The sequence below is a fragment of the Haloarchaeobius ordinarius genome (assembly GCF_051801355.1).
Taxonomy (GTDB): Archaea; Halobacteriota; Halobacteria; order Halobacteriales; family Natrialbaceae; genus Haloarchaeobius.
This window is the reverse complement of sequence record NZ_CP196560.1, coordinates 2,899,838-2,916,623: the sequence shown is the minus strand read 5'-3', so window position 1 is coordinate 2,916,623 and position 16,786 is coordinate 2,899,838. Positions and strand designations below refer to the sequence as shown.

At 65.5% G+C, this 16,786-nt stretch carries 22 protein-coding genes; 9 read left to right on the top strand and 13 right to left on the bottom strand.

Translation table 11 applies throughout. The features are described 5' to 3' along the window. Positions 1-46: 46 nt before the first annotated feature. Both ACSC1R_RS15325 and moaC read left to right on the top strand, forming a co-directional pair. Positions 47-1,489, top strand: coding sequence for an NAD(P)H-hydrate dehydratase (locus ACSC1R_RS15325; protein WP_439026592.1), 1,443 nt, complete (start codon positions 47-49; stop codon positions 1,487-1,489). Continuing rightward, positions 1,482-1,958: a cyclic pyranopterin monophosphate synthase MoaC gene (gene moaC, locus ACSC1R_RS15320; RefSeq protein WP_439026591.1), complete on the top strand. Its 477-nt coding sequence runs from the start codon at positions 1,482-1,484 to the stop codon at positions 1,956-1,958. Before ACSC1R_RS15325 ends, moaC begins: the two co-directional genes overlap by 8 nt. 22 nt (positions 1,959-1,980) lie before the next feature. Here the strand turns inward: moaC and hflX are convergent, their stop codons facing one another. Next, a complete protein-coding gene (gene hflX, locus ACSC1R_RS15315) occupies positions 1,981-3,273 on the bottom strand; it encodes a GTPase HflX (RefSeq protein WP_439026590.1) in 1,293 nt (430 codons plus the stop codon). A 285-nt stretch (positions 3,274-3,558) separates the two neighbouring features. Between hflX and ACSC1R_RS15310 the strand changes: the two genes are divergently transcribed. Beyond that, on the top strand, positions 3,559-3,879 hold the full coding sequence (locus ACSC1R_RS15310) for an FUN14 domain-containing protein (RefSeq protein ID WP_439026589.1): 321 nt from the start codon (positions 3,559-3,561) through the stop codon (positions 3,877-3,879). An 80-nt stretch (positions 3,880-3,959) separates the two neighbouring features. After that, positions 3,960-4,460: a hypothetical protein gene (locus ACSC1R_RS15305; RefSeq protein WP_439026588.1), complete on the top strand. Its 501-nt coding sequence runs from the start codon at positions 3,960-3,962 to the stop codon at positions 4,458-4,460. A 26-nt stretch (positions 4,461-4,486) separates the two neighbouring features. Here the strand turns inward: ACSC1R_RS15305 and ACSC1R_RS15300 are convergent, their stop codons facing one another. The 8 genes from ACSC1R_RS15300 to ACSC1R_RS15265 all read right to left on the bottom strand — a co-directional run bounded on the left by ACSC1R_RS15300 (position 4,487) and on the right by ACSC1R_RS15265 (position 9,366). Then, on the bottom strand, positions 4,487-5,212 hold the full coding sequence (locus ACSC1R_RS15300; protein WP_439026587.1) for a ribosome assembly factor SBDS: 726 nt from the start codon (positions 5,210-5,212) through the stop codon (positions 4,487-4,489). A 58-nt stretch (positions 5,213-5,270) separates the two neighbouring features. Beyond that, positions 5,271-6,050 (bottom strand): archaeal proteasome endopeptidase complex subunit alpha, encoded by a 780-nt coding sequence (psmA, locus tag ACSC1R_RS15295; protein WP_439026586.1) that lies wholly within the window; start codon positions 6,048-6,050, stop codon positions 5,271-5,273. 6 nt (positions 6,051-6,056) lie between these two features. After that, positions 6,057-6,536, bottom strand: a complete 480-nt coding sequence (locus ACSC1R_RS15290) for an Rpp14/Pop5 family protein (RefSeq protein WP_439026585.1) — start codon at positions 6,534-6,536, stop codon at positions 6,057-6,059. Between the two features lie 13 nt (positions 6,537-6,549). Next, positions 6,550-7,176 (bottom strand): class I SAM-dependent methyltransferase, encoded by a 627-nt coding sequence (locus tag ACSC1R_RS15285; protein ID WP_439026584.1) that lies wholly within the window; start codon positions 7,174-7,176, stop codon positions 6,550-6,552. Then, on the bottom strand, positions 7,160-7,864 hold the full coding sequence (locus ACSC1R_RS15280; RefSeq protein WP_439026583.1) for an RNase P subunit p30 family protein: 705 nt from the start codon (positions 7,862-7,864) through the stop codon (positions 7,160-7,162). The genes ACSC1R_RS15285 and ACSC1R_RS15280 overlap by 17 nt, the downstream gene beginning before the upstream one ends. A 75-nt stretch (positions 7,865-7,939) precedes the next feature. Beyond that, entirely contained in the window at positions 7,940-8,374 is a 435-nt protein-coding gene (locus ACSC1R_RS15275) for an RNA-binding protein (protein ID WP_439026582.1), read from the bottom strand. Between the two features lie 12 nt (positions 8,375-8,386). Continuing rightward, the gene (locus ACSC1R_RS15270; protein WP_439026581.1) at positions 8,387-8,590 is read right to left on the bottom strand and encodes a DUF1918 domain-containing protein; all 204 of its coding nucleotides are present in this window, start codon (positions 8,588-8,590) and stop codon (positions 8,387-8,389) included. Positions 8,591-8,673: 83 nt separating this feature from the next. Beyond that, positions 8,674-9,366: a type 1 glutamine amidotransferase domain-containing protein gene (locus tag ACSC1R_RS15265; protein WP_439026580.1), complete on the bottom strand. Its 693-nt coding sequence runs from the start codon at positions 9,364-9,366 to the stop codon at positions 8,674-8,676. Positions 9,367-9,556: 190 nt separating this feature from the next. Between ACSC1R_RS15265 and ACSC1R_RS15260 the strand changes: the two genes are divergently transcribed. Together ACSC1R_RS15260 and ACSC1R_RS15255 are read left to right on the top strand one after the other, a co-directional pair. Then, a complete protein-coding gene (locus ACSC1R_RS15260) occupies positions 9,557-10,135 on the top strand; it encodes an NUDIX domain-containing protein (RefSeq protein ID WP_439026579.1) in 579 nt (192 codons plus the stop codon). 183 nt (positions 10,136-10,318) lie between these two features. Then, positions 10,319-10,786 carry a GNAT family N-acetyltransferase gene (locus ACSC1R_RS15255; protein WP_439026578.1) on the top strand — a complete coding sequence of 156 codons (468 nt, stop codon included), beginning with the start codon at positions 10,319-10,321 and terminating at the stop codon, positions 10,784-10,786. A 2-nt stretch (positions 10,787-10,788) separates the two neighbouring features. On the opposite strand, the gene ACSC1R_RS15250 is transcribed toward ACSC1R_RS15255, so the two are convergent. The 4 genes from ACSC1R_RS15250 to ACSC1R_RS15235 form a co-directional block, all read right to left on the bottom strand. Then, the gene (locus tag ACSC1R_RS15250; protein WP_439026577.1) at positions 10,789-11,619 is read right to left on the bottom strand and encodes a hypothetical protein; all 831 of its coding nucleotides are present in this window, start codon (positions 11,617-11,619) and stop codon (positions 10,789-10,791) included. Positions 11,620-11,962: 343 nt separating this feature from the next. After that, positions 11,963-12,430, bottom strand: coding sequence for an aspartate carbamoyltransferase regulatory subunit (pyrI, locus tag ACSC1R_RS15245; RefSeq protein ID WP_439026576.1), 468 nt, complete (start codon positions 12,428-12,430; stop codon positions 11,963-11,965). Continuing rightward, positions 12,427-13,341, bottom strand: coding sequence for an aspartate carbamoyltransferase (pyrB, locus tag ACSC1R_RS15240; RefSeq protein ID WP_439026575.1), 915 nt, complete (start codon positions 13,339-13,341; stop codon positions 12,427-12,429). The genes pyrI and pyrB overlap by 4 nt, the downstream gene beginning before the upstream one ends. Before the next feature lie 33 nt (positions 13,342-13,374). Then, positions 13,375-14,007 (bottom strand): sigma factor-like helix-turn-helix DNA-binding protein, encoded by a 633-nt coding sequence (locus ACSC1R_RS15235; protein ID WP_439026574.1) that lies wholly within the window; start codon positions 14,005-14,007, stop codon positions 13,375-13,377. Between the two features lie 89 nt (positions 14,008-14,096). Between ACSC1R_RS15235 and ACSC1R_RS15230 the strand changes: the two genes are divergently transcribed. The 3 genes from ACSC1R_RS15230 to ACSC1R_RS15220 all read left to right on the top strand — a co-directional run bounded on the left by ACSC1R_RS15230 (position 14,097) and on the right by ACSC1R_RS15220 (position 16,783). Then, positions 14,097-14,729, top strand: coding sequence for a MinD/ParA family ATP-binding protein (locus ACSC1R_RS15230; RefSeq protein WP_439026573.1), 633 nt, complete (start codon positions 14,097-14,099; stop codon positions 14,727-14,729). Positions 14,730-14,754: 25 nt separating this feature from the next. Beyond that, on the top strand, positions 14,755-15,381 hold the full coding sequence (locus tag ACSC1R_RS15225) for an RAD55 family ATPase (RefSeq protein ID WP_439026572.1): 627 nt from the start codon (positions 14,755-14,757) through the stop codon (positions 15,379-15,381). A gap of 169 nt (positions 15,382-15,550) precedes the next feature. After that, on the top strand, positions 15,551-16,783 hold the full coding sequence (locus tag ACSC1R_RS15220) for a digeranylgeranylglycerophospholipid reductase (RefSeq protein WP_439026571.1): 1,233 nt from the start codon (positions 15,551-15,553) through the stop codon (positions 16,781-16,783). Positions 16,784-16,786 lie beyond the last annotated feature (3 nt).

Here is a 16,786-nt window from a genome sequence, read left to right as displayed (position 1 = left end):
CCAACTCGACGCCAGTCTTTACCTCCCGCCGCTCGAACCGTCGGCCATGATTACGAGCGACCGGATGGCACAGGTCGACCGGAACGCCGAGGCGCTCGGGGTTCCACGGAAACAGCTCATGGAGTCGAGCGGGAACGCGGTCGCGCGGGTGGTCCGCGAGCACGCGGAACCCGGCGACCGGGTGGTCGTCGTCGCGGGTCGCGGGAACAACGGCGGCGACGCGTTCGTTGCGGCGCGGTTCCTCGACGAGTTCGAGGTGGAGACGCTCTTACTCGGGCGGGCGGAGAACATCACGACCGACATCGCCCGGGAGAACTGGGATGCCCTCCAGCAGGGCGAGTACGACACCCGCGAGGTGCGCGACTCGGCCGACTTCTCGCTTCCCGAGTGCGACCTCGTGGTCGACGCGATGCTCGGAACGGGTGTGACGGGGGCACTCCGCGAGCCCGAGGCGACAGCCGCCGAGGTCATCAACCAGTCCTCAGCCTACGTCGTCTCGGTCGACGTGCCCTCGGGGGTCGACGCGGACACCGGCGACTCCCATGGAACTGCGGTCCAGGCCGACCACGTCGTCACCTTCCACGACGACAAGCCGGGGCTGGAGTCGGTCGACGCGCCCATCATCACCGTCGCGGACATCGGCATCCCCGACGCCGCAGAGCTGTTCGTCGAACGGGGTGACCTGCTGGCGCTCTCTCGCGACCCCCAGGCACACAAGGGTGACTTCGGCGAGGTGCTGGTCGTCGGGGGCGGCCCCTACACCGGCGCGCCGGCACTCGCGGGACAGGCCGCGATGCGGGCCGGGTGTGACCTCGTCCACCTCGCCTGTCCCGAGACCGTCGCCCGCGAGGTCCAGGGCTACGAGGAGGGGCTCATCGTCCACGAACTCGCCGGTGGCTTGCTCCAGCCGAAGCACGTCGACGAGTTGCTCGACCGGGCGCTCGACGCCGACTGCGTGCTTCTGGGGCCGGGCCTGGGCCGGGCCAGCGGGACCCTCGATGCGGTCCGGGAGTTCCTCGAAGCCTACGAGGGACGGGCGGTCGTGGACGCCGACGCACTCCGGGTCGTTCCCGACGTGGAGACCGAGGCCGACCTGCTGTGTACCCCACACCAGGGCGAACTCGTCGCCATGGGCGGCGAGACAGACGACGACTGGAAGACGCGGGCGGAACTCGCGGAGTCGTTCGCCGCGGCCCTCGGCCAGACGCTCCTCGTCAAGGGTGCCTACGACGTGGTTACCGACGGGGAGACGACCCGGGTGAATCGCACGGGGAACCCAGGTATGACCGTCGGCGGGACCGGTGACGTGCTCGCGGGCATCTGCGGTGCACTCGCGAGCACCCACGACCCGGTGACTGCCGGAGGTATCGCGGCCTTCGTGAACGGAACCGCAGGTGATTCGGTCGTCGACGCGCAAGGCTACGGCATGTTGGCGTCCGATCTACTGCCCGAGATTCCTCACGCCATGTGGGGTGGTCGCGATGAGTGACGAGTTGACCCACACCGACGATGCAGGTGAAGCGCAGATGGTCGACGTGGGCGACAAACCCGACACCGCGCGCCGGGCCGTCGCCGAGGGTACCATCTACCTCCAGCCGTCGACCATCGAGGCGATCCGGGGGAACGAGGTGAAGAAGGGCGACGTGCTGGCGACCGCCCGCATCGGCGCTATCCAGGCCGTCAAGCACACCTGGGAGACCATCCCGATGTGCCACCAGATTCCCGTGACGAACGTCGACACCGACTTCGACGTGGCCGACGACCACGTCACCCTGCGAGTCGGCGTGGAGACGACGGGCAAGACTGGCTGCGAGATGGAGGCACTGGAGGGCGTCACGACTGGCCTCAACGTCGTCTGGGACATGGTGAAAGCCGCCGAGAAGGATGCCGATGGACAGTACCCGGACACCAGAATCGAGGGCGTGCAAGTGGTGTCGAAGGAGAAACGAGACCTCTAAATTCGGCTCCGAACGCGGCCACTCACTGCATCGGTGCCGACAGGTCGGCAGCCCGCGACCGCGCCTTCTCGACCACGGCTGGCCGTGCCTCGAAGTCGACGAGCACGTCGTCGTCGCCGTAGTTCACCTCGAAGACGTTCGCGTTGTCGTGAATCCACGAGACGACGCTCATCGTGTCGTCGGTCATCGGCAACACGAGGCGCTCGCGCTCCCAGTCCGGGAGTTCCTGCACGATACGCTCTCTGAGCTGGTCGATGCTCAGGTTCTCCTGGCCGGACACCGCGACCGGGTTCGGTGCGAGTGCCGAGAGCGCCTCGCGCTTCTCTGCGAGTTCCGCCTCCTCGACTTTGTCTATCTTGTTCAACACGGTGACGATGGGTGCCTCGTTGCGCTCGTACAGGGTGTCGTGGCTCGTCACGAGCTTCTCGCGAATCTCCTCGATGGGTTCCGAGACGTCCACGACGAGGAGAACGAGGTCCGCCCGGTACACCGAATCCAGCGTGGACTTGAACGACTCGACCAGCCAGTGCGGCAGGTTCGAGATGAACCCGACCGTATCGGTCAGTAACACGTTCCGGGTGTCGATGTCCATCCGCCGGGTCGTCGTCCCGAGCGTGGTGAACAGCCGGTCCTCGGACTCGGCGGTCGCGTCGAGGTCCGGATGGAGGTCCTCGTTCTCGTCGACGTCGAGGTCCGCCGCCATCTGGCGCATCAGCGTCGACTTCCCGGCGTTGGTGTAGCCCGCGAGGGCGACGAGGTCGAATCCGGCCTCGTGGCGGCGCTCGCGGCGTTTCTCCTCGGTCTGTTCGATGTGTTTCAGTTCGTCCCGGATGCGACTGATCTGGTCTTTGATGTCCTGCTCGCGGCTCTCGTCGTACTCTCCCAGCCCCATGAAGCCGGGGTGCTCGTCGCGCTTTGCGAGGCTGGTCTTGGCCTCCGCACGGGGAAGTTCGTACCTGAGTTCCGCGAGTTCGACCTGAAGCTGTGCCTTCCGGGTCTGGGCACGCTGGCCGAATATCTCCAGGATGAGTGTGAAGCGGTCCATCACCTCACAGCCCTCCGGGAGCTTCTGGCCGAGGTTGTACGTCTGGTACGGGCCCAGTCTGTTGTCGAAGATGACGGCCTCGACACCTTTTCGGTGGGCCAGTGCCGCCAGTTCCTCCGCCTTCCCTTCACCGAACTGGAGGGCCGGGTCGGCCTTCCGGGACTGGGTCAGTTCACCGACGACGTCGTAGCCGGCGGCGAGTGCGAGGTCTCGAATCTCGCTGACGTCTGCGATACCTGAATCGACGCGTTTCGCGATGAGTGCCTTCATGAGAAATATCCGGCGTTGTAACTACGGTAGCTTCGGCTGGTGGTCGCTCCGACCGGGACGATGCCCGGTCGGCAGGCGGTGTCAACCCCGCCGGTCCTGCACCTCTGTCGGTCGTACTGCTATCATACTCGCGTATTGCCGCCCGGACCTCTTGAATCTCTTGCTGTTGGTTCTAGATGTCTGATGTGTCGTGTCACGCGAGCACGTGCGATTCCGGGGAAGTGACGGGGACGTGAGGGCCATCTCCCCAAAAGACTTATCAGAAAGCGGCATACCCTTAGCTGTATGCTACCGCTGGAGTTGAATCCGCAGCAACTCGGACTCGAGTTCGGCTCGGGTGCCGTCATCGGTGCCCTCATCGGATTCGCTGCGAAGAAGATAGCCAAGATTATCGCCGTCTTGGTCGGGTTGGAGATGGCACTGTTCAAGTTCCTCGAATCGAAGGGCTACATCACCGTCAAGTGGGACGAACTCTCCGGCGGCATCCTTGGAGCCGCCCAGAGCACACAGGAGATAGAGGCAGGCTGGATCGAACCCATCCTCTCGACGCTCTCGGTCGGCGCGGGTTTCACCGGCGGCTTCCTGCTCGGGTTCAAGAAAGGATAATTCGGCGATTCGGTGTCACGACACCAGTTTTCCAGACGGCAACCACCCAGAGCGACGACCACAACCCTGAACCTTCGAACGTGAACCGACGAGACCTCCTCGCGGCCGGGTCCCTCACCCTCCTCGGGGGCGGCGTGGGCACAGCTCTCGGACTCGGTCCTTTCGGTGCTCCCGACGAATCGACCGCCGACTATCAGGACGACGCCAGCATCGTCGCCGACCACGACCGGCTCGACCTCCGGCTACTGGACGAGTCGGTACGACTCGGTGAGACTGCCCGCTTCGCGGTGACGAACACCGGCGACGAGCAGGTCTCTCTCGGCTGCAACGTCCCGTGGGCACTCCAGCGCCGCGCCGACGACGGGTGGCGACACGTCGCGTGGACCGGCGGGCGGTACGTCCAGCTGTGCTACACCGGCCTCGGTCCGGGCCGGTCGCACGTCGAGCACGTCCCGCTTACCGAGTCGGAACTCACGGCGCGGACGGACGGCGAAGCAGTCGACCTCGTCCCCGACCAGTATCGGTTCGTGTTGCTCTCACCTGTGGTGTTCCTGGCGTGTGAGTTCGCCGTCGACGAGTGAGAAAGTGACCGAAACGCGGAACCGGCCTACCGCGTGCTAATGTCGTCTTCGTCCTTGATGATGCGCGTCTCTGCTTCCCCGCTGGTCATGTCGTTGACCATGTCGTAGAAGTCGTTTTGCATCCCGGCGGGGAAGGTGACGACGCCGACCCACGACCCGTCGTTCTGCCACTCCTCGCGTTCGAGGTCGCCGTAGTTACGGACCTTCGCCTGCGTGCTGCCCGCGTAGTCGGCGGGGACGTGGACCGCGATAGTCACCTCGTCGAACCGGATGGGGATGACCGGCCGGAGCGCGTCGAGCGCGTCGTCGACCTGGCTCTCGACCGGTTCCATCGGGTCGACCTGGAAACCCGCCTGCTCCAGCGCGGACTCGATGCGGTCCGGCGGGTGCGGCGCGTTGTCCATCTGCGGGTTCACCGCGTTCCGGGCGATCTTCTGGATGAGCTGTTTGCGCTTCTGTTCTTGCATCTCCCGGCGCTGCTCGGCCGTTATCTGAATCTCTCCGCGTTTGATGACTTCGGGGATTATCTCCATCGGGTCTGTCGTCTCGAACACTTTCTCGAGGTCGCTCTCTGCAGGTCGGTCGCCGCGAGAGGCGTCCTCGAACACGTCCTCGGCTGCGATGACGTCTTCCAGGTCACCGTCGAACTCGCCGCGTTTGATGGCCAGCGCGGCGTCCGGGTCGACGAGGACCTCGAAGCGCGCACCGTGGCTCTCGAGTCGCGCGGTCACCGCTTCGTCAAGTGAAATCATACGCGAAACTTACGCGGTGTGGTTAAAAAGGTGTTTCCCGAACAGGGCGCGACGGCGGTTACTCTTCGGTCGACTCGTCGTCGGCTTCCTCGGCCTCGGGCTCTTCGGGAGCGAGCAGGTCGAGGTCTGTGAGGTACTCCTCGACCTCGTCGTCGGTGAGCGAGACGAACCGCTCGGATTCGACGTCGATGGTCGCCATCCCGATGTTCTCGGGGCGGAGTTCCTCGTCGTTCACGGTACCGAGTGCGCGCAGGGACAGCTCGATACCGCCGTCGAGGTCGGCGTCCTCGTCGTAGTTCTCCTCGAGGTGGTCCTGAATCTCGCCGCGGTCTGCGCCGACGGCGAGTGCCTTCCACTCGTAGGGGGTCCCGGAGGGGTCGGTCTCGAACAGGCGCGGTTCGCCGTTCTCGATGCCGCCGATGATGAGTGCGACGCCGAAGGGGCGAGCCCCGCCGACCTGCGTGTACTGCTGGATGTGGTCGGTGACGTCCTTCGTCAGCGTCTCGACGCCGATGGGCTCGCCGTAGCGAAGCTGATTGACCTGCGAGTCACGGCGGGCGAAGTCGATGAGCTGGCGGGCGTCGGCGACGTGGCCGGCGCTCGCGATACCGATGTGGTCGTCGGCCTTGTGGATCTTCTCGACGCTACTTCGCTCCATCAGCGGCGAGCGGATGCGTTTGTCGACGGTGAGGACGACACCTTCGTTGGTTCGGACGCCGATACTGGCGGTCCCTCGCTTGACGGCTTCGCGAGCGTACTCGACCTGATAGAGGCGACCGTCCGGGGAGAAGATGGTGATACCCCGGTCGTACGCCTGTTGTGACGCTTGTCCCTGCATTGTAAATCACTGGAAATCGAGGTGCGTCGCGCCGATGTACTCGCCGTTGACGCGCACATCGAGAACGGAATCTCGCTCGACTGCGGCCCGGTCGTCGTGCTCGAACGCGACGGTTCTCTGTTTCGCCCCTTCCGACGGGCGTCCTAAATACTTTTCTTCACAGGCCCGTATCGTCCCCGAGATTCCGCGAACGTGGAGACCACAGTCCGAGCCGTTGATGCTCGCGATGCAGGCGAGTGCAGCCCGGGCCGTCTCGGTGTGGCCGTGACGGACCCGGACGATCGCTTCACCCCGGCCGTCGCCGAAGTGGAACTGGATGACCGTGAGGTCGGCGTCGGCGCTGCCAACGTCGCCGACGAGGTTCTGCGCGGCGTACCAGAGTTCGCGCTGGAAGTCGCCGCGGCCGAACGAGGCATCCGGGGTAGACTCGATGCCGATACCGAGGTATCGTCGCTTCGGTCGCAGTGCCTTCGGGAGGTGTTTCATCGGTCTGTCTCTCTCATTCGTCCACGTCGACGCGCTCGCCCACCAGGACGCCGACCTGGTCGTGGACCGGTTCGACCGCGGTCAGGACGAACCCGGCGTCGGTGAAGGCGTCCGCGAGGTGCCCGACCGTCGAGGGGTCGTCGACCTCGGGCGAGTAGAACGGCTCGTCGGGGTTGGGTTCGCCGAAGAACATCACGTCGCCCAACACGAACTTGCGGGGGCCGAGGTCGGCGATGACCTGGATGGCCTCGCGTTTCTCCTCGTCGGAGAGGTGGTGCATGGCGAAGTTGGAGACGACGATGTCGACCGGGCCGTCGTACTCGGGTTCGCGGAAGGTCCCCTGTCCGAACTCGACGTTCTCCAGTCCAGCTTCGGCGGCCTTTTCGCGGGCCTGTTCGAGCATCCCCTCGCTGATGTCGCGGCCGACGACGGTCTTTGCGTACTCGGCGAGCGAGAGGCCGATGGCCCCCGTGCCACAGCCCAGGTCGAGCACGGTGTCTTCCGTCGTCAGGTCCGCTTTCGCGTGGTCGAGGACGAACGAGACACAGGCCTTGTACTCGTCTGTCTGGTTGACTTCGTCGTCGTACCGGCCGGCCATCTCGTCGAAGCGGGCGGCGTGGTCCTCAATCGGTCTCTTCATACCGGCCTCTACGCACCCCGGGTTCGATGAAAGCGTCGGAGTCGCGCTCGCGGTTCCGGGCCGCGAGCCGTCCCCACTCTCGCAGGCCGTCGGCCATCTGCTCGCGGTCGAACCCGATGGTCTCACCGACCGCGACGAGTTCCCGCGACGCACGGAGTTCCAGATGCGAGAAGGGGTCGCCGCTCACGACGAATGGCACGTCGTACTTCTCGACGAGTTCGCGCAACTTGCGAAGCGACTGGAGGCGCTGGACGCGCCGCCCGCCGGTCCTGCGGAGCACGTCGCGGAGGTTGAACTCGATTCGCACCCCGTTCTCGGCGGCCGCTTTCGCGAGGACGTGGTTGAAGTCGCCCTCGTCTCGCATCGGGTGCGCGAGCACGTCGATGCGGTCCTGTTCGACCGCGAAGCGATTGAGGGATTTCGAGCCGCCGTGCATGAGCAAGAGCGGAAACTGCCGGCGGTAGTTCCCGACGTAGCCAGACGCCTGGTTCTGGTCGTCGGCACGGACCTCGAGGCCGGGGACCACGTCGATGCCGTACTCGTCGGCGATGCGCCCGGCGTCGTAGTCGGCGCGGGCATCACCGTGGTTGCGGACGACGATACCGTCGTACCCGTACGCGGCGGCGGTGTGGGCGAAGCGGGCGACTGTCGTCTCACCGTCGGGGTGGGCGTGGACGGCCTCGTACATGGATTGTGCTCCCGCCAGCAACGACCTTAGGCTTCCGATTCGGGGAGCGGTCGCGGCACTGCGGCGCTACGAGCGTTACTGCTCCCGCAGCGAGTCCAGCGTGTCGCGGGCGTTCTCCACCGCGGCTTCCTTCTTCGCGGGGTAGGCTTCGACCTTCGCCCGGAAGGTGATGCCTTCGCCGAGGGCGGTCTCGCCAGAAAAGGCGGCCTGCTTGTCGAGTCGCAAGAACAGTTCGCAGTTGTCGGTCACGCGGTCGTCGAGTTCGCCGATGACCGACTCGATGTCGTCGAGTTCCGCCACTCGCGCGAGGACGTGGCGAACGTCGTCGGCGTTCTCGACCCGCGCCGAGAGCACGACGATGCGGTCGCCGTGGTGTCCCTTGTTCTCCATGCGCTCGACCTCGTAGTCCTCCGGGAGGTAGTAGCGCAGGGCCTCCTCGACGCGCTTCTCGTCCTCGGTTGCGTAACAGAACGCACGCAGGTCGACGTAGTGGAACGGAACCTTCGGCATCTGAAAATCCGCTTATTCTTCGTCGTCTTCGTCCTCGTCCGGGGCGGCCTCGAGCTGGTCCTCCGGGATGCCCTGCTCCTGGCCGTCCTCGAACGCGATGGTGTACGTGGCGTCACCGAACATGGTCTCCATGACCTGGGTGATCTTGCCGGTCTGGCCGTCGTACTCGCTGTGCTTGTCGTGCAGGACGACGCGGTCGTCTTCCTCGAAGCTCATACCCTCTCGTACCGACGGACCGATTAAAAAGGGACTGATTCGGGTCGGGCGATGCTGTCGGGTTCGCTGCTGGTTCCGCCCGCTCAGGCGGTCGTCTCGACACCGAGTTCCGACAACAGCGTCTGTGCCGCCTCCGACGAGGAACCGGGGCCACGAGCCGTCACGAGGTCGCCGTCGACGGTGACGCTTGTCTCGCTGTCCAGTTCGGCGTCCCAGTTCCCGCCGGCGATGACGACCTCGTCCTCGACCCAGTACGGGAGCTTTCGGCCGTCGTGCAGCCGGTCGTACTCGTCGACGACGTCCTCCTCCCAGGCGTTCGGGAAGCCGGTCACGTCGCGCCCGGCGACGAGGAACTCGCCCGATTCTTCGCGGGTGAACGCCAGCAGGCCGACCGCGTGGCAGACGACGAGGGCGACCCCGTCGCCGCCGGTCACCGCGTCCCGGAGGAGCCGCCGGGCGTCGCTGTCCTGGTTCACGTCCCACTCGGTCCCGTGGCCGCCCGGGAAGACGACCGCGTCGTAGTCGGCCGCGTCCTCGCCCGCGACCGGGACCGGGTCGGTCAGTCGCTCGTCGGTCTCGTCTATCTCGCGGTACCGTTCTGCGGTCTCCTCGCCCACGTCGTCGGGGTCGAGCGACACCTCGTCGACGACCGGCGGCTCGCCGGTGGGTGTCGCGACCGTCACGTCGACGCCTGCCGCGTCGAGCGTCGTGAGCGGTTCGATGCATTCCTCGGCCCAGTAGCCTTCCTCGCTGACGACGAACAGTGCGGACGTCATTGCACGCCGAGGTTGGGACGACCCGCGGGTAAACCCCGTGGCGGCAGTCGGGCGTGCCGCGGCCGAAGGGTTCTCCCGTGTCGAAGCGATTTTGCTCCTCGATACGATACATCATCGCAATGATTCACGTCGCTATCCAGTCTCTCTCTCGCGCCGTCGCCGACCGCCCGCCGTCTGCTCGCCCGGAGTGATGCCCGTCGACGACCTCTGGTACCTCGCAGACCAGGCCGACCAGCACGGCCAGCAGGTGTACCACGAACTTCGCGAGCGCCACGACGACCCGATGGAGGTGACGCGCACCCGGTACGTCTCGCGCCGTCGGTTTCGGACGCTCGCCGAGCGGACGAACCGGACTGGGGCGCCCTACGGTGCCCACACCATCGTCTACCGTCCTGACGGGGCCATCCTGCTCGTCCGGCACGACGGCGTCGACCTCTGGGTCCTGCCCGGCGGCGGCGTCGACTCCGACGAGAGCTACCGCGAGGCAGCAGAACGAGAACTCGCCGAAGAAGCCGGTGTCGAAGCCAGCTACGACGGGCTGGCGATTCTCACACGGCTCCGGCTCGTCTCGGGCGAGCAGTCGATGTGCGCGGTCCTCCCCGTCTACGCCGCCCGCGCGGAGACGACAGAGACGGAGATCGAGGACCCGGACGACGAGATATCGAAGGCTCGCTGGTTCCACCAGTTGCCCGAGGACACCCGTGACCGTGAGGACCTCCTTGCGTGGCGCGACCGCAACCGGGGTGCCGAGTATGCAGGGCGGGAGTAGGATGACCGCTGCCCGTGTGTCTCGTCGTGACACACGGCAGGGACGTTTATGTGTCTCGCGCCTCGACACCTCGACAGGATGACCCTCTTCTGAGCACGTGGCCGGTGCCGACGCCGGTCACGCTCCCGTTTCGCACCGCCCGGTAGCTCCGACTCCGTTGACCAGTTCGACACTCACCACCACATGCAACTACGGAACGCCACACCTGCCGACCAGCCACGAATCGCCCGCGACCTCCTCGTTCCCGCCTACGAGGCCGCCGAGGAACGCGAACCCGAGTACAGCAACCTCACCGAACAGGCCCGCACCGACCCCGACATCGACTACTGGCTCGACGACGAGGACCGCGTCCTCTTCGTCGCCGAGACTGACGACGGAGACCTCGTCGGAAGCGTCTCCGGCGCGGTCTCACCCACGCCGCCCATCTACGACCGGCCTCCCGCCGTCTACTGCGACGGCCTCTACGTGAAACCCGCGTACCGACGAGAGGGGGTCGCGACCGCCCTGCTCGACCGGCTCCTCGACTGGGGGCGCGAGCGCGACTGCGCGTTCTTCTCGCTCTCGGTCCACGTCGACAACGAGGGGGCCAGGGAGTTCTTCGAGGACTACGGCATGCACCAGCAGTACCACTCGATGCGGATGCAGGTCTGAGACTACTCGAAGTCCCCGAACGTCTTCCCGTCCTGCGAGTCGGCCTTCATCCGGCGGATGGCCGCACTCGCCTGGCTCGCGTCGTACCCGAAGTACACGTCCTCGGCGTAGGCGTCGGCCACCTCGGTCGCGTGGATGAGGTTGTCGATGTCCACGTCGACAGCATAGAGTTCGATGGAGAACGGTTTCGACAGGGCGTCCTGGAACCCCGACGCGATGACCTCCAGCCAGTACGTCGTCGAGTACGCCATGTCGTAGAGGGGGACGACGAACTCGTCGACGTACTCCGAGAGAGCGTCGAGGTCGAGCCCGGCGCGCTCGTACAGGTGGCCCGGGTATGGGTCAGGGTAGAGCGTAAAGTAGGTCTTGCCGGGGATGCGCGCCGCGGCTTCGGCGACGAACTCGGTGATGACGCTCGCGCGCCACTCGAAGCGGTCGTCGTACTCGCTTTCCTTGAACGCCTCGTTGCAGTGCTCGCAGTAGCAGTACTCCTGTCTCGGGAACCCCACGTCGTCCAGGCGCACGTCGCCGTTGACGGCCGCGCAGTCCTCGATCATCTCCAGCAGGCCCTCCCGGTAGCGCTCGCGAGAGGGGCAGATGTAGCCCCAGTCGAAGTACGGGCGCTCTCTCGTCGCTTTCTCGCCCTCGTCGTTGACGGGGACGAGGTCGGGTTTCGCCTCACCGGCGGCGGTGTCGCCGAAACAGGAGACCATGTTCACCGCCTCGGCGACCGGTTCGACCGCGCGCCCGGTCACGTCTTTGACCTCGTAGAATGCGCGGTCGAACTCCGACCAGTCGAGTTCCGGTTCGTTCCGCGTGACGACGCCGTACATACCTGTCGCTGGGGAACGAGTCGGGGTACGTGTTTCGAAAAATGCAGGGACCGGTCGTGAAGGTCGGCTATTCCTCGACGTCGTAGTCGACTTCGACGGCGGTTCCGGAGCCACCAGCGACCATCTTGTAGACGAGGACAGCTGCGACCAGGGCGAGCACGAGTTTGATCTTCTTCGACATACCAAAACGTTCGTCCGGTGACTATTTAGTCCTTTCTGGGGTCGGTTGCTTTCGTGGTGTGGTTTCACGTACCGAAATCACCGCCTGCGCCACGGGAAAGATACATCAATCGAAAACTATCTTCGAGTCGGGCTGGCGTGTCAGTCCGCGGTCAGCTCGATGTCAGTCCGTGTGGATGTGCGAGGCGATGTCCTCACGGACGATGGTCTCACAGTAGCTACACCGGACGCCGTCACGAAGCACCTCGAACTCGGTGTCGACCGGCTCTTTCGCGTTCGTGATGCAGTTGTGGTTCGGACACGAGAGCACGCCGGAGACGTATTCGGGTCGCGAGACGCGGTGCTTCTCGACCACCTCGTAGTCGCGGACGATGTTGATGGTCGCGTCGGGCGCGATGAGCGAGAGCACGTCCACCTCGTCCTGGCTGAGTTCTCGACCCTCGACCTTCACGACGTCCTTCGTCGCCAGCGTCTGGGACGGGACGTTCATCCCGATGGACACCTGTTCCCCACTCGTCCCCGTGATGCCGAGGATGGCGAGCACGTTCAGTGCCTGGCCGCCGCGGACGTGGTCGATGACGGTACCGTTGCGAATCTTCGAGACGCGGAGTTCCTTGTTCGTGTCGCTCATCGGTCTTCCTCCAGGAGCATGTCGAGCAGTGCCATCCGGACGGGCACCCCGTTGTGAGCCTGTTCGAAGTAGTTCGCGTACGCGGTGTCGTCGATGTCCGGTGCGATCTCGTCGACACGCGGGAGCGGGTGCATCACCGACAGGTCGTCCGAGGCCGCTTCCAGCGTCTCGACGTCGATCTGGTACTGTCCGGCCACCTTGTGGTACTCGTTCTCGTCGGGGAACCGCTCGCGCTGGATGCGCGTGACGTACAGCACGTCGAGTTCCGGCAGGATGGCGTCGAGTTCCGTGTGTTCGCGGACGTTCGCGCCAGCCTCGTGCAGGTCGAACCGGACCGACCGCGGCAGTTTGAGGGATTCGGGTGCGATGAAGTGCTGGTTCGCGTCGAAGTTCGTCAGTGCGTTCGCCAGCGAGTGGACGGTGCGACCGTACTTCAGGTCGCCCATGATGCCGATGGTCAGGTCGTCCAGCCCGGCGTTCTCGCGGATGGTGTAGAGGTCGAGCAGCGTCTGTGTCGGGTGGTGGCCCGCGCCGTCACCGGCGTTCACCAGCGGGACGTCGACGAACTCGCTCGCCATCTTCGCCGCCCCCATCAGCGGGTGTCGCAACACGAGCGCGTCGGCGTACCCCTCGACCACGCGCATCGTGTCCGCGAGCGATTCCCCCTTCTTGACGGACGAGGACTCGACGGGCCCCATGTCGACCACGTCGCCGCCGAGTCGTTTCATCGCCGCCTCGAAGCTCATCTTCGTCCGGGTGCTCGGCTCGAAAAAGCACAGTCCGAGGAGTTTCCCGGTGTGACGCTCGCCGAACGCCGCCGGGTTCTCGTCCACCTCGGCCGCGTGGTCGAGCACCGTCTCGATGTCCTCCCGCGTGAGCTGTTTCGCGGTGAGCAGGTGGTCGTGACGCATTAGATTGATGGCGTCGGCCACACACCTTGAACCTCACTGTTCGTCGTCGGTGACGGGACGGTCGACGACGGCGAGGAGTTCGTTCGCTTCGCGGACCTTCGCGTCGACCCGGTAGCAGTGCGACTTCACGGTGCCGACGTCGAGGCCGAGCCGGTCCGCGATAGCCGCCTGCGTCAGCCCCTGTTCCCGAAGCACCTGGACTGCGGCCTGTCGCCGGGAGAGCCCAACTCGGACCATCGCGCCGAGGCGGTGGCCCGGGAGAACCAGCGGTCTGCGGCCGTCGCTCGGCTCGACATCCACACCAACCGACGCGGCGTACTCGGCGTGGGCCGATTGGACCGCCCGTGCGAGGTCACCGTCGAGTGCGAACCGACCGAGCAACTGGTCCCACTCCTCGTCGGTGACGGTGATGATTTCCAGGAGTCCGTCGGCGACGACGCGTTCCGGGGGGAGTTCGGCACCCTCACCGTCTCCCGGATACCGTGGAACGTCCGGGTTCTTCCCGGTGTAGTAGGCGTGGAAGGCATCGGCCCCGTCGACGAGGTCGTCGTGGATGTCGCCGAGGACCCGTCCGAGTTCCGGGGCCGCGACCCCGTGAGTGGACGCGATGCGGTCGACGAGGGCTGGAGGGAGCGGTCCATCGGTCGGTTCGTCGTGACTGTCCATACCATCGAAACGACAGCAGCCGATTTGTAGTTTACGTATTTTGTAAACCATTGCGGGCGTTCAAGTACCATGCCGCGGCCAGACCCGGCATGCTCGCCATCGCCGGCGGCAAGGGCGGCGTCGGGAAGACCACCACGACGCTCGCGCTGGCCGCCACACTTGGAACCCGCAGACGACCGGTCCGGGTCGTGGACGTGGACTGCGACATGCCCGACCTGCACACGCTGGCCGGCTGCGACCGGGAGCCGACGCTCGCCACCGCCAGCGACGTCGGCACGCCGCTGGACCAGCCGGTACCCGCCTACCCCGGTGTCCGACTCGTCGGTGCGCCGCCCGCGAGCGCGACGTGTCCCGTCACCACCGCCCTCCAGCGACTGTCTTCCCGGGATACCACCAGAACCATCGTGGACACTCCGGGCGGAGCCGGCCCACCCGCGGTCGAACCGCTCCGGGCCGTCGACCGCACGGTCCTCGTCAGCGACGGGACGCCACAGGCGTTGCTCGACGCGGCCAAGACCGCCGCGATGGCCCGCCAGCTGGACACGACCGTCGTCGGCGTCGTCCTCACCCGGACCCAGGAGGCGCCGACAGGGGTTGCCGACCTCCTCGATGCGCCGGTGCTGGCGACGGTCCCACCGGCACGCCGTCCCCTGGAATCGTCGGCGGTCTGGGCAGCGTACGACGACGCAGCTCGACTACTGAGTACGCAAACAATTATTTAGGTGGCGGCTGCTAACCGAGGTGTAGATGGCCGGACGGCTCGAGACTGGTATCGACGTGCTCGACCGGAAGCTCAACGGCGGACTCCCACCGGGCGCTATCGTTGCCTTCACCGTGGACCCTGCGAGCCAGTCGGAGCTTCTGCTGTACGAGCTCACGGCCGCTCGCGGCACACTGTACCTGACGACCGAACGGTCAGACCAGGCGGTCCGTGACGCGATAGAGAACACGAACGCCCCGGTCGGAAACCCGACGGTGCGTGACATCTCCGGGTCGGAACCACTCGACCAGGCCAACCGCCTCATCCGGGCGCTCCCGGAGGGGGCCAACCTCATCATCGACACGGCCGACGTCCTCGAACGCGGTGACCGGAACCGGTACCGGAGTTTCATGACCGAACTCCAGACCCACATGGTCAACACCGGCTCCATCGCGTTCTTGCACTGCCTGAACGGCCACCACATCCCGACGAACCGCGACACGACGAAACACATGGCCGACGTCGTGTTCGACCTCAAAACGCAAGTCCGCGGGACCGAACTCGAGAACCGCCTCTCGGTGCCGAAGTTCCGCGGTGGCACCGCGCTCACCGAGACGGTCAAACTCGAACTCGCAGACCAGGTCGCCATCGACACCTCGCGCGACATCGCGTGAGGTGTCGGCGACACAGCCCACTTCCGTTGTACGCGACCGGTGACACGGAGAGACATTCCTGCAACAGGCCAGCGGAAACACCAGTAGTCCAAATCAGAACAAATTACATGGATGGTTCAGAAAGGGTGGGTAACGCGCAATCGTCCGTCGCGATGATGCCTACTCTACCATGACTGAAACATACGACGTGGTTATCGCCGGTGCGGGCCCTGCCGGAGGGCAAGCGGCACGAGACCTCGCCTCCCGCGGGTACGACGTGGTCGTACTCGAGACGGAGGCCGAGGACGAGTTCCCGAGCAGAAGCAACAAATCGACCGCGGGGACGTTCCCCTCGACCATGGCCTCGTTCGGCATCCCCGACGAGGTCGTGATGAACTTCACGGACGACGTGGTCCTCGAATCTCCCAACCACTACTATCGCCGCCACCAGCCCGGTGCCGTCCTCGAATTCGCCGACTTCAAGAACTGGCTGGTCGACGAGGCCGAGGCCGACGGCGCGGAGTACCGGTTCGACTCCCGCGTCTCGAAACCCATCACGGAAGGCGGGAAGATCGTCGGCGTGCAGTACAACGGTGACGAGGAAGTGTACGGCGACATTATCATCGACGCGACCGGGCCGAGCGCCCCGCTCGCGAAGAAACTCGACGTCTGCAACCTCGAGCGTGAGAAGCAGGCCATCGGTATCGAGTTCGAGTACGAGGGCATCGACGTTGATGCCGACGGCTACGCCGACCTCACGGACTCGATGATGCTCCGCCTCGACCACGACATCGCCCCGGGCGGCTACTCGTGGATATTCCACACGGGCGCCGACACCGCGAAAGTCGGCGTCTGTTACCTCCAGAACGAGAGCCATCGCCAGAACTCCAAGTCCGGGTTCACCATCGACGACTACCTCCAGTACTGGGTCGACACCGACCCGCGCTTCGCGAACGCGACACGCAAGGAGGGAATCCAGCACCGCGGCTCCGCACACATCCAGCTCCCGGAGCGCATGAGCACTGACAACTTCATGGCCATCGGTGACACCGTGCCGACCGTCGACCCACTGTGGGGCGAAGGTATCGACAAGTGCATGCGGTCGGGTCGGGTCGCCGCCGCGACGGCCGACCGCGTCCTCACCCACAGCGAACGCGACACCTCCGCCTCCGAACTCGCCATCTACGACCAGCTCTGGCACGAACGTGTCGCGCCGAAGGTGAAGACCCGGCTGTTCATGACCGAGATGCTGTACCGGGTCTCCAACGACCGCTACGACGAACTGATGATGGACCTCCATCGCATGCCAGCGAACCGGCTGGAGTCCGCGAACAAAGGGAACGTGCTCGGCATGCTCCGGATGATGAAACTCGAGGACCTCTCCACGTTCGTCCGGACCGCGAAGGCCTGGGTCAGGAACTAGGAC

Bases quoted from the DNA above. Each gene is read 5' to 3' on its own strand.
- ACSC1R_RS15235 (WP_439026574.1), bottom strand. From the start codon at position 14,007: ATGGACAGTCACGACGAACCGACCGATGGACCGCTCCCTCCAGCCCTC.
- ACSC1R_RS15230 (WP_439026573.1), top strand. From the start codon at position 14,097: ATGCTCGCCATCGCCGGCGGCAAGGGCGGCGTCGGGAAGACCACCACG.
- ACSC1R_RS15300 (WP_439026587.1), bottom strand. From the start codon at position 5,212: ATGATTTCACTTGACGAAGCGGTGACCGCGCGACTCGAGAGCCACGGT.
- ACSC1R_RS15260 (WP_439026579.1), top strand. From the start codon at position 9,557: ATGCCCGTCGACGACCTCTGGTACCTCGCAGACCAGGCCGACCAGCAC.
- ACSC1R_RS15265 (WP_439026580.1), bottom strand. From the start codon at position 9,366: ATGACGTCCGCACTGTTCGTCGTCAGCGAGGAAGGCTACTGGGCCGAG.
- ACSC1R_RS15225 (WP_439026572.1), top strand. From the start codon at position 14,755: ATGGCCGGACGGCTCGAGACTGGTATCGACGTGCTCGACCGGAAGCTC.
- ACSC1R_RS15325 (WP_439026592.1), top strand. From the start codon at position 47: ATGATTACGAGCGACCGGATGGCACAGGTCGACCGGAACGCCGAGGCG.
- ACSC1R_RS15250 (WP_439026577.1), bottom strand. From the start codon at position 11,619: ATGTACGGCGTCGTCACGCGGAACGAACCGGAACTCGACTGGTCGGAG.
- ACSC1R_RS15275 (WP_439026582.1), bottom strand. From the start codon at position 8,374: ATGCCGAAGGTTCCGTTCCACTACGTCGACCTGCGTGCGTTCTGTTAC.
- psmA (WP_439026586.1), bottom strand. From the start codon at position 6,050: ATGCAGGGACAAGCGTCACAACAGGCGTACGACCGGGGTATCACCATC.
- ACSC1R_RS15310 (WP_439026589.1), top strand. From the start codon at position 3,559: ATGCTACCGCTGGAGTTGAATCCGCAGCAACTCGGACTCGAGTTCGGC.
- ACSC1R_RS15285 (WP_439026584.1), bottom strand. From the start codon at position 7,176: ATGAAGAGACCGATTGAGGACCACGCCGCCCGCTTCGACGAGATGGCC.
- ACSC1R_RS15270 (WP_439026581.1), bottom strand. From the start codon at position 8,590: ATGAGCTTCGAGGAAGACGACCGCGTCGTCCTGCACGACAAGCACAGC.
- pyrB (WP_439026575.1), bottom strand. From the start codon at position 13,341: ATGCGTCACGACCACCTGCTCACCGCGAAACAGCTCACGCGGGAGGAC.
- ACSC1R_RS15220 (WP_439026571.1), top strand. From the start codon at position 15,551: ATGACTGAAACATACGACGTGGTTATCGCCGGTGCGGGCCCTGCCGGA.
- hflX (WP_439026590.1), bottom strand. From the start codon at position 3,273: ATGAAGGCACTCATCGCGAAACGCGTCGATTCAGGTATCGCAGACGTC.
- ACSC1R_RS15280 (WP_439026583.1), bottom strand. From the start codon at position 7,864: ATGTACGAGGCCGTCCACGCCCACCCCGACGGTGAGACGACAGTCGCC.
- ACSC1R_RS15290 (WP_439026585.1), bottom strand. From the start codon at position 6,536: ATGAAACACCTCCCGAAGGCACTGCGACCGAAGCGACGATACCTCGGT.
- ACSC1R_RS15255 (WP_439026578.1), top strand. From the start codon at position 10,319: ATGCAACTACGGAACGCCACACCTGCCGACCAGCCACGAATCGCCCGC.
- pyrI (WP_439026576.1), bottom strand. From the start codon at position 12,430: ATGAGCGACACGAACAAGGAACTCCGCGTCTCGAAGATTCGCAACGGT.
- moaC (WP_439026591.1), top strand. From the start codon at position 1,482: ATGAGTGACGAGTTGACCCACACCGACGATGCAGGTGAAGCGCAGATG.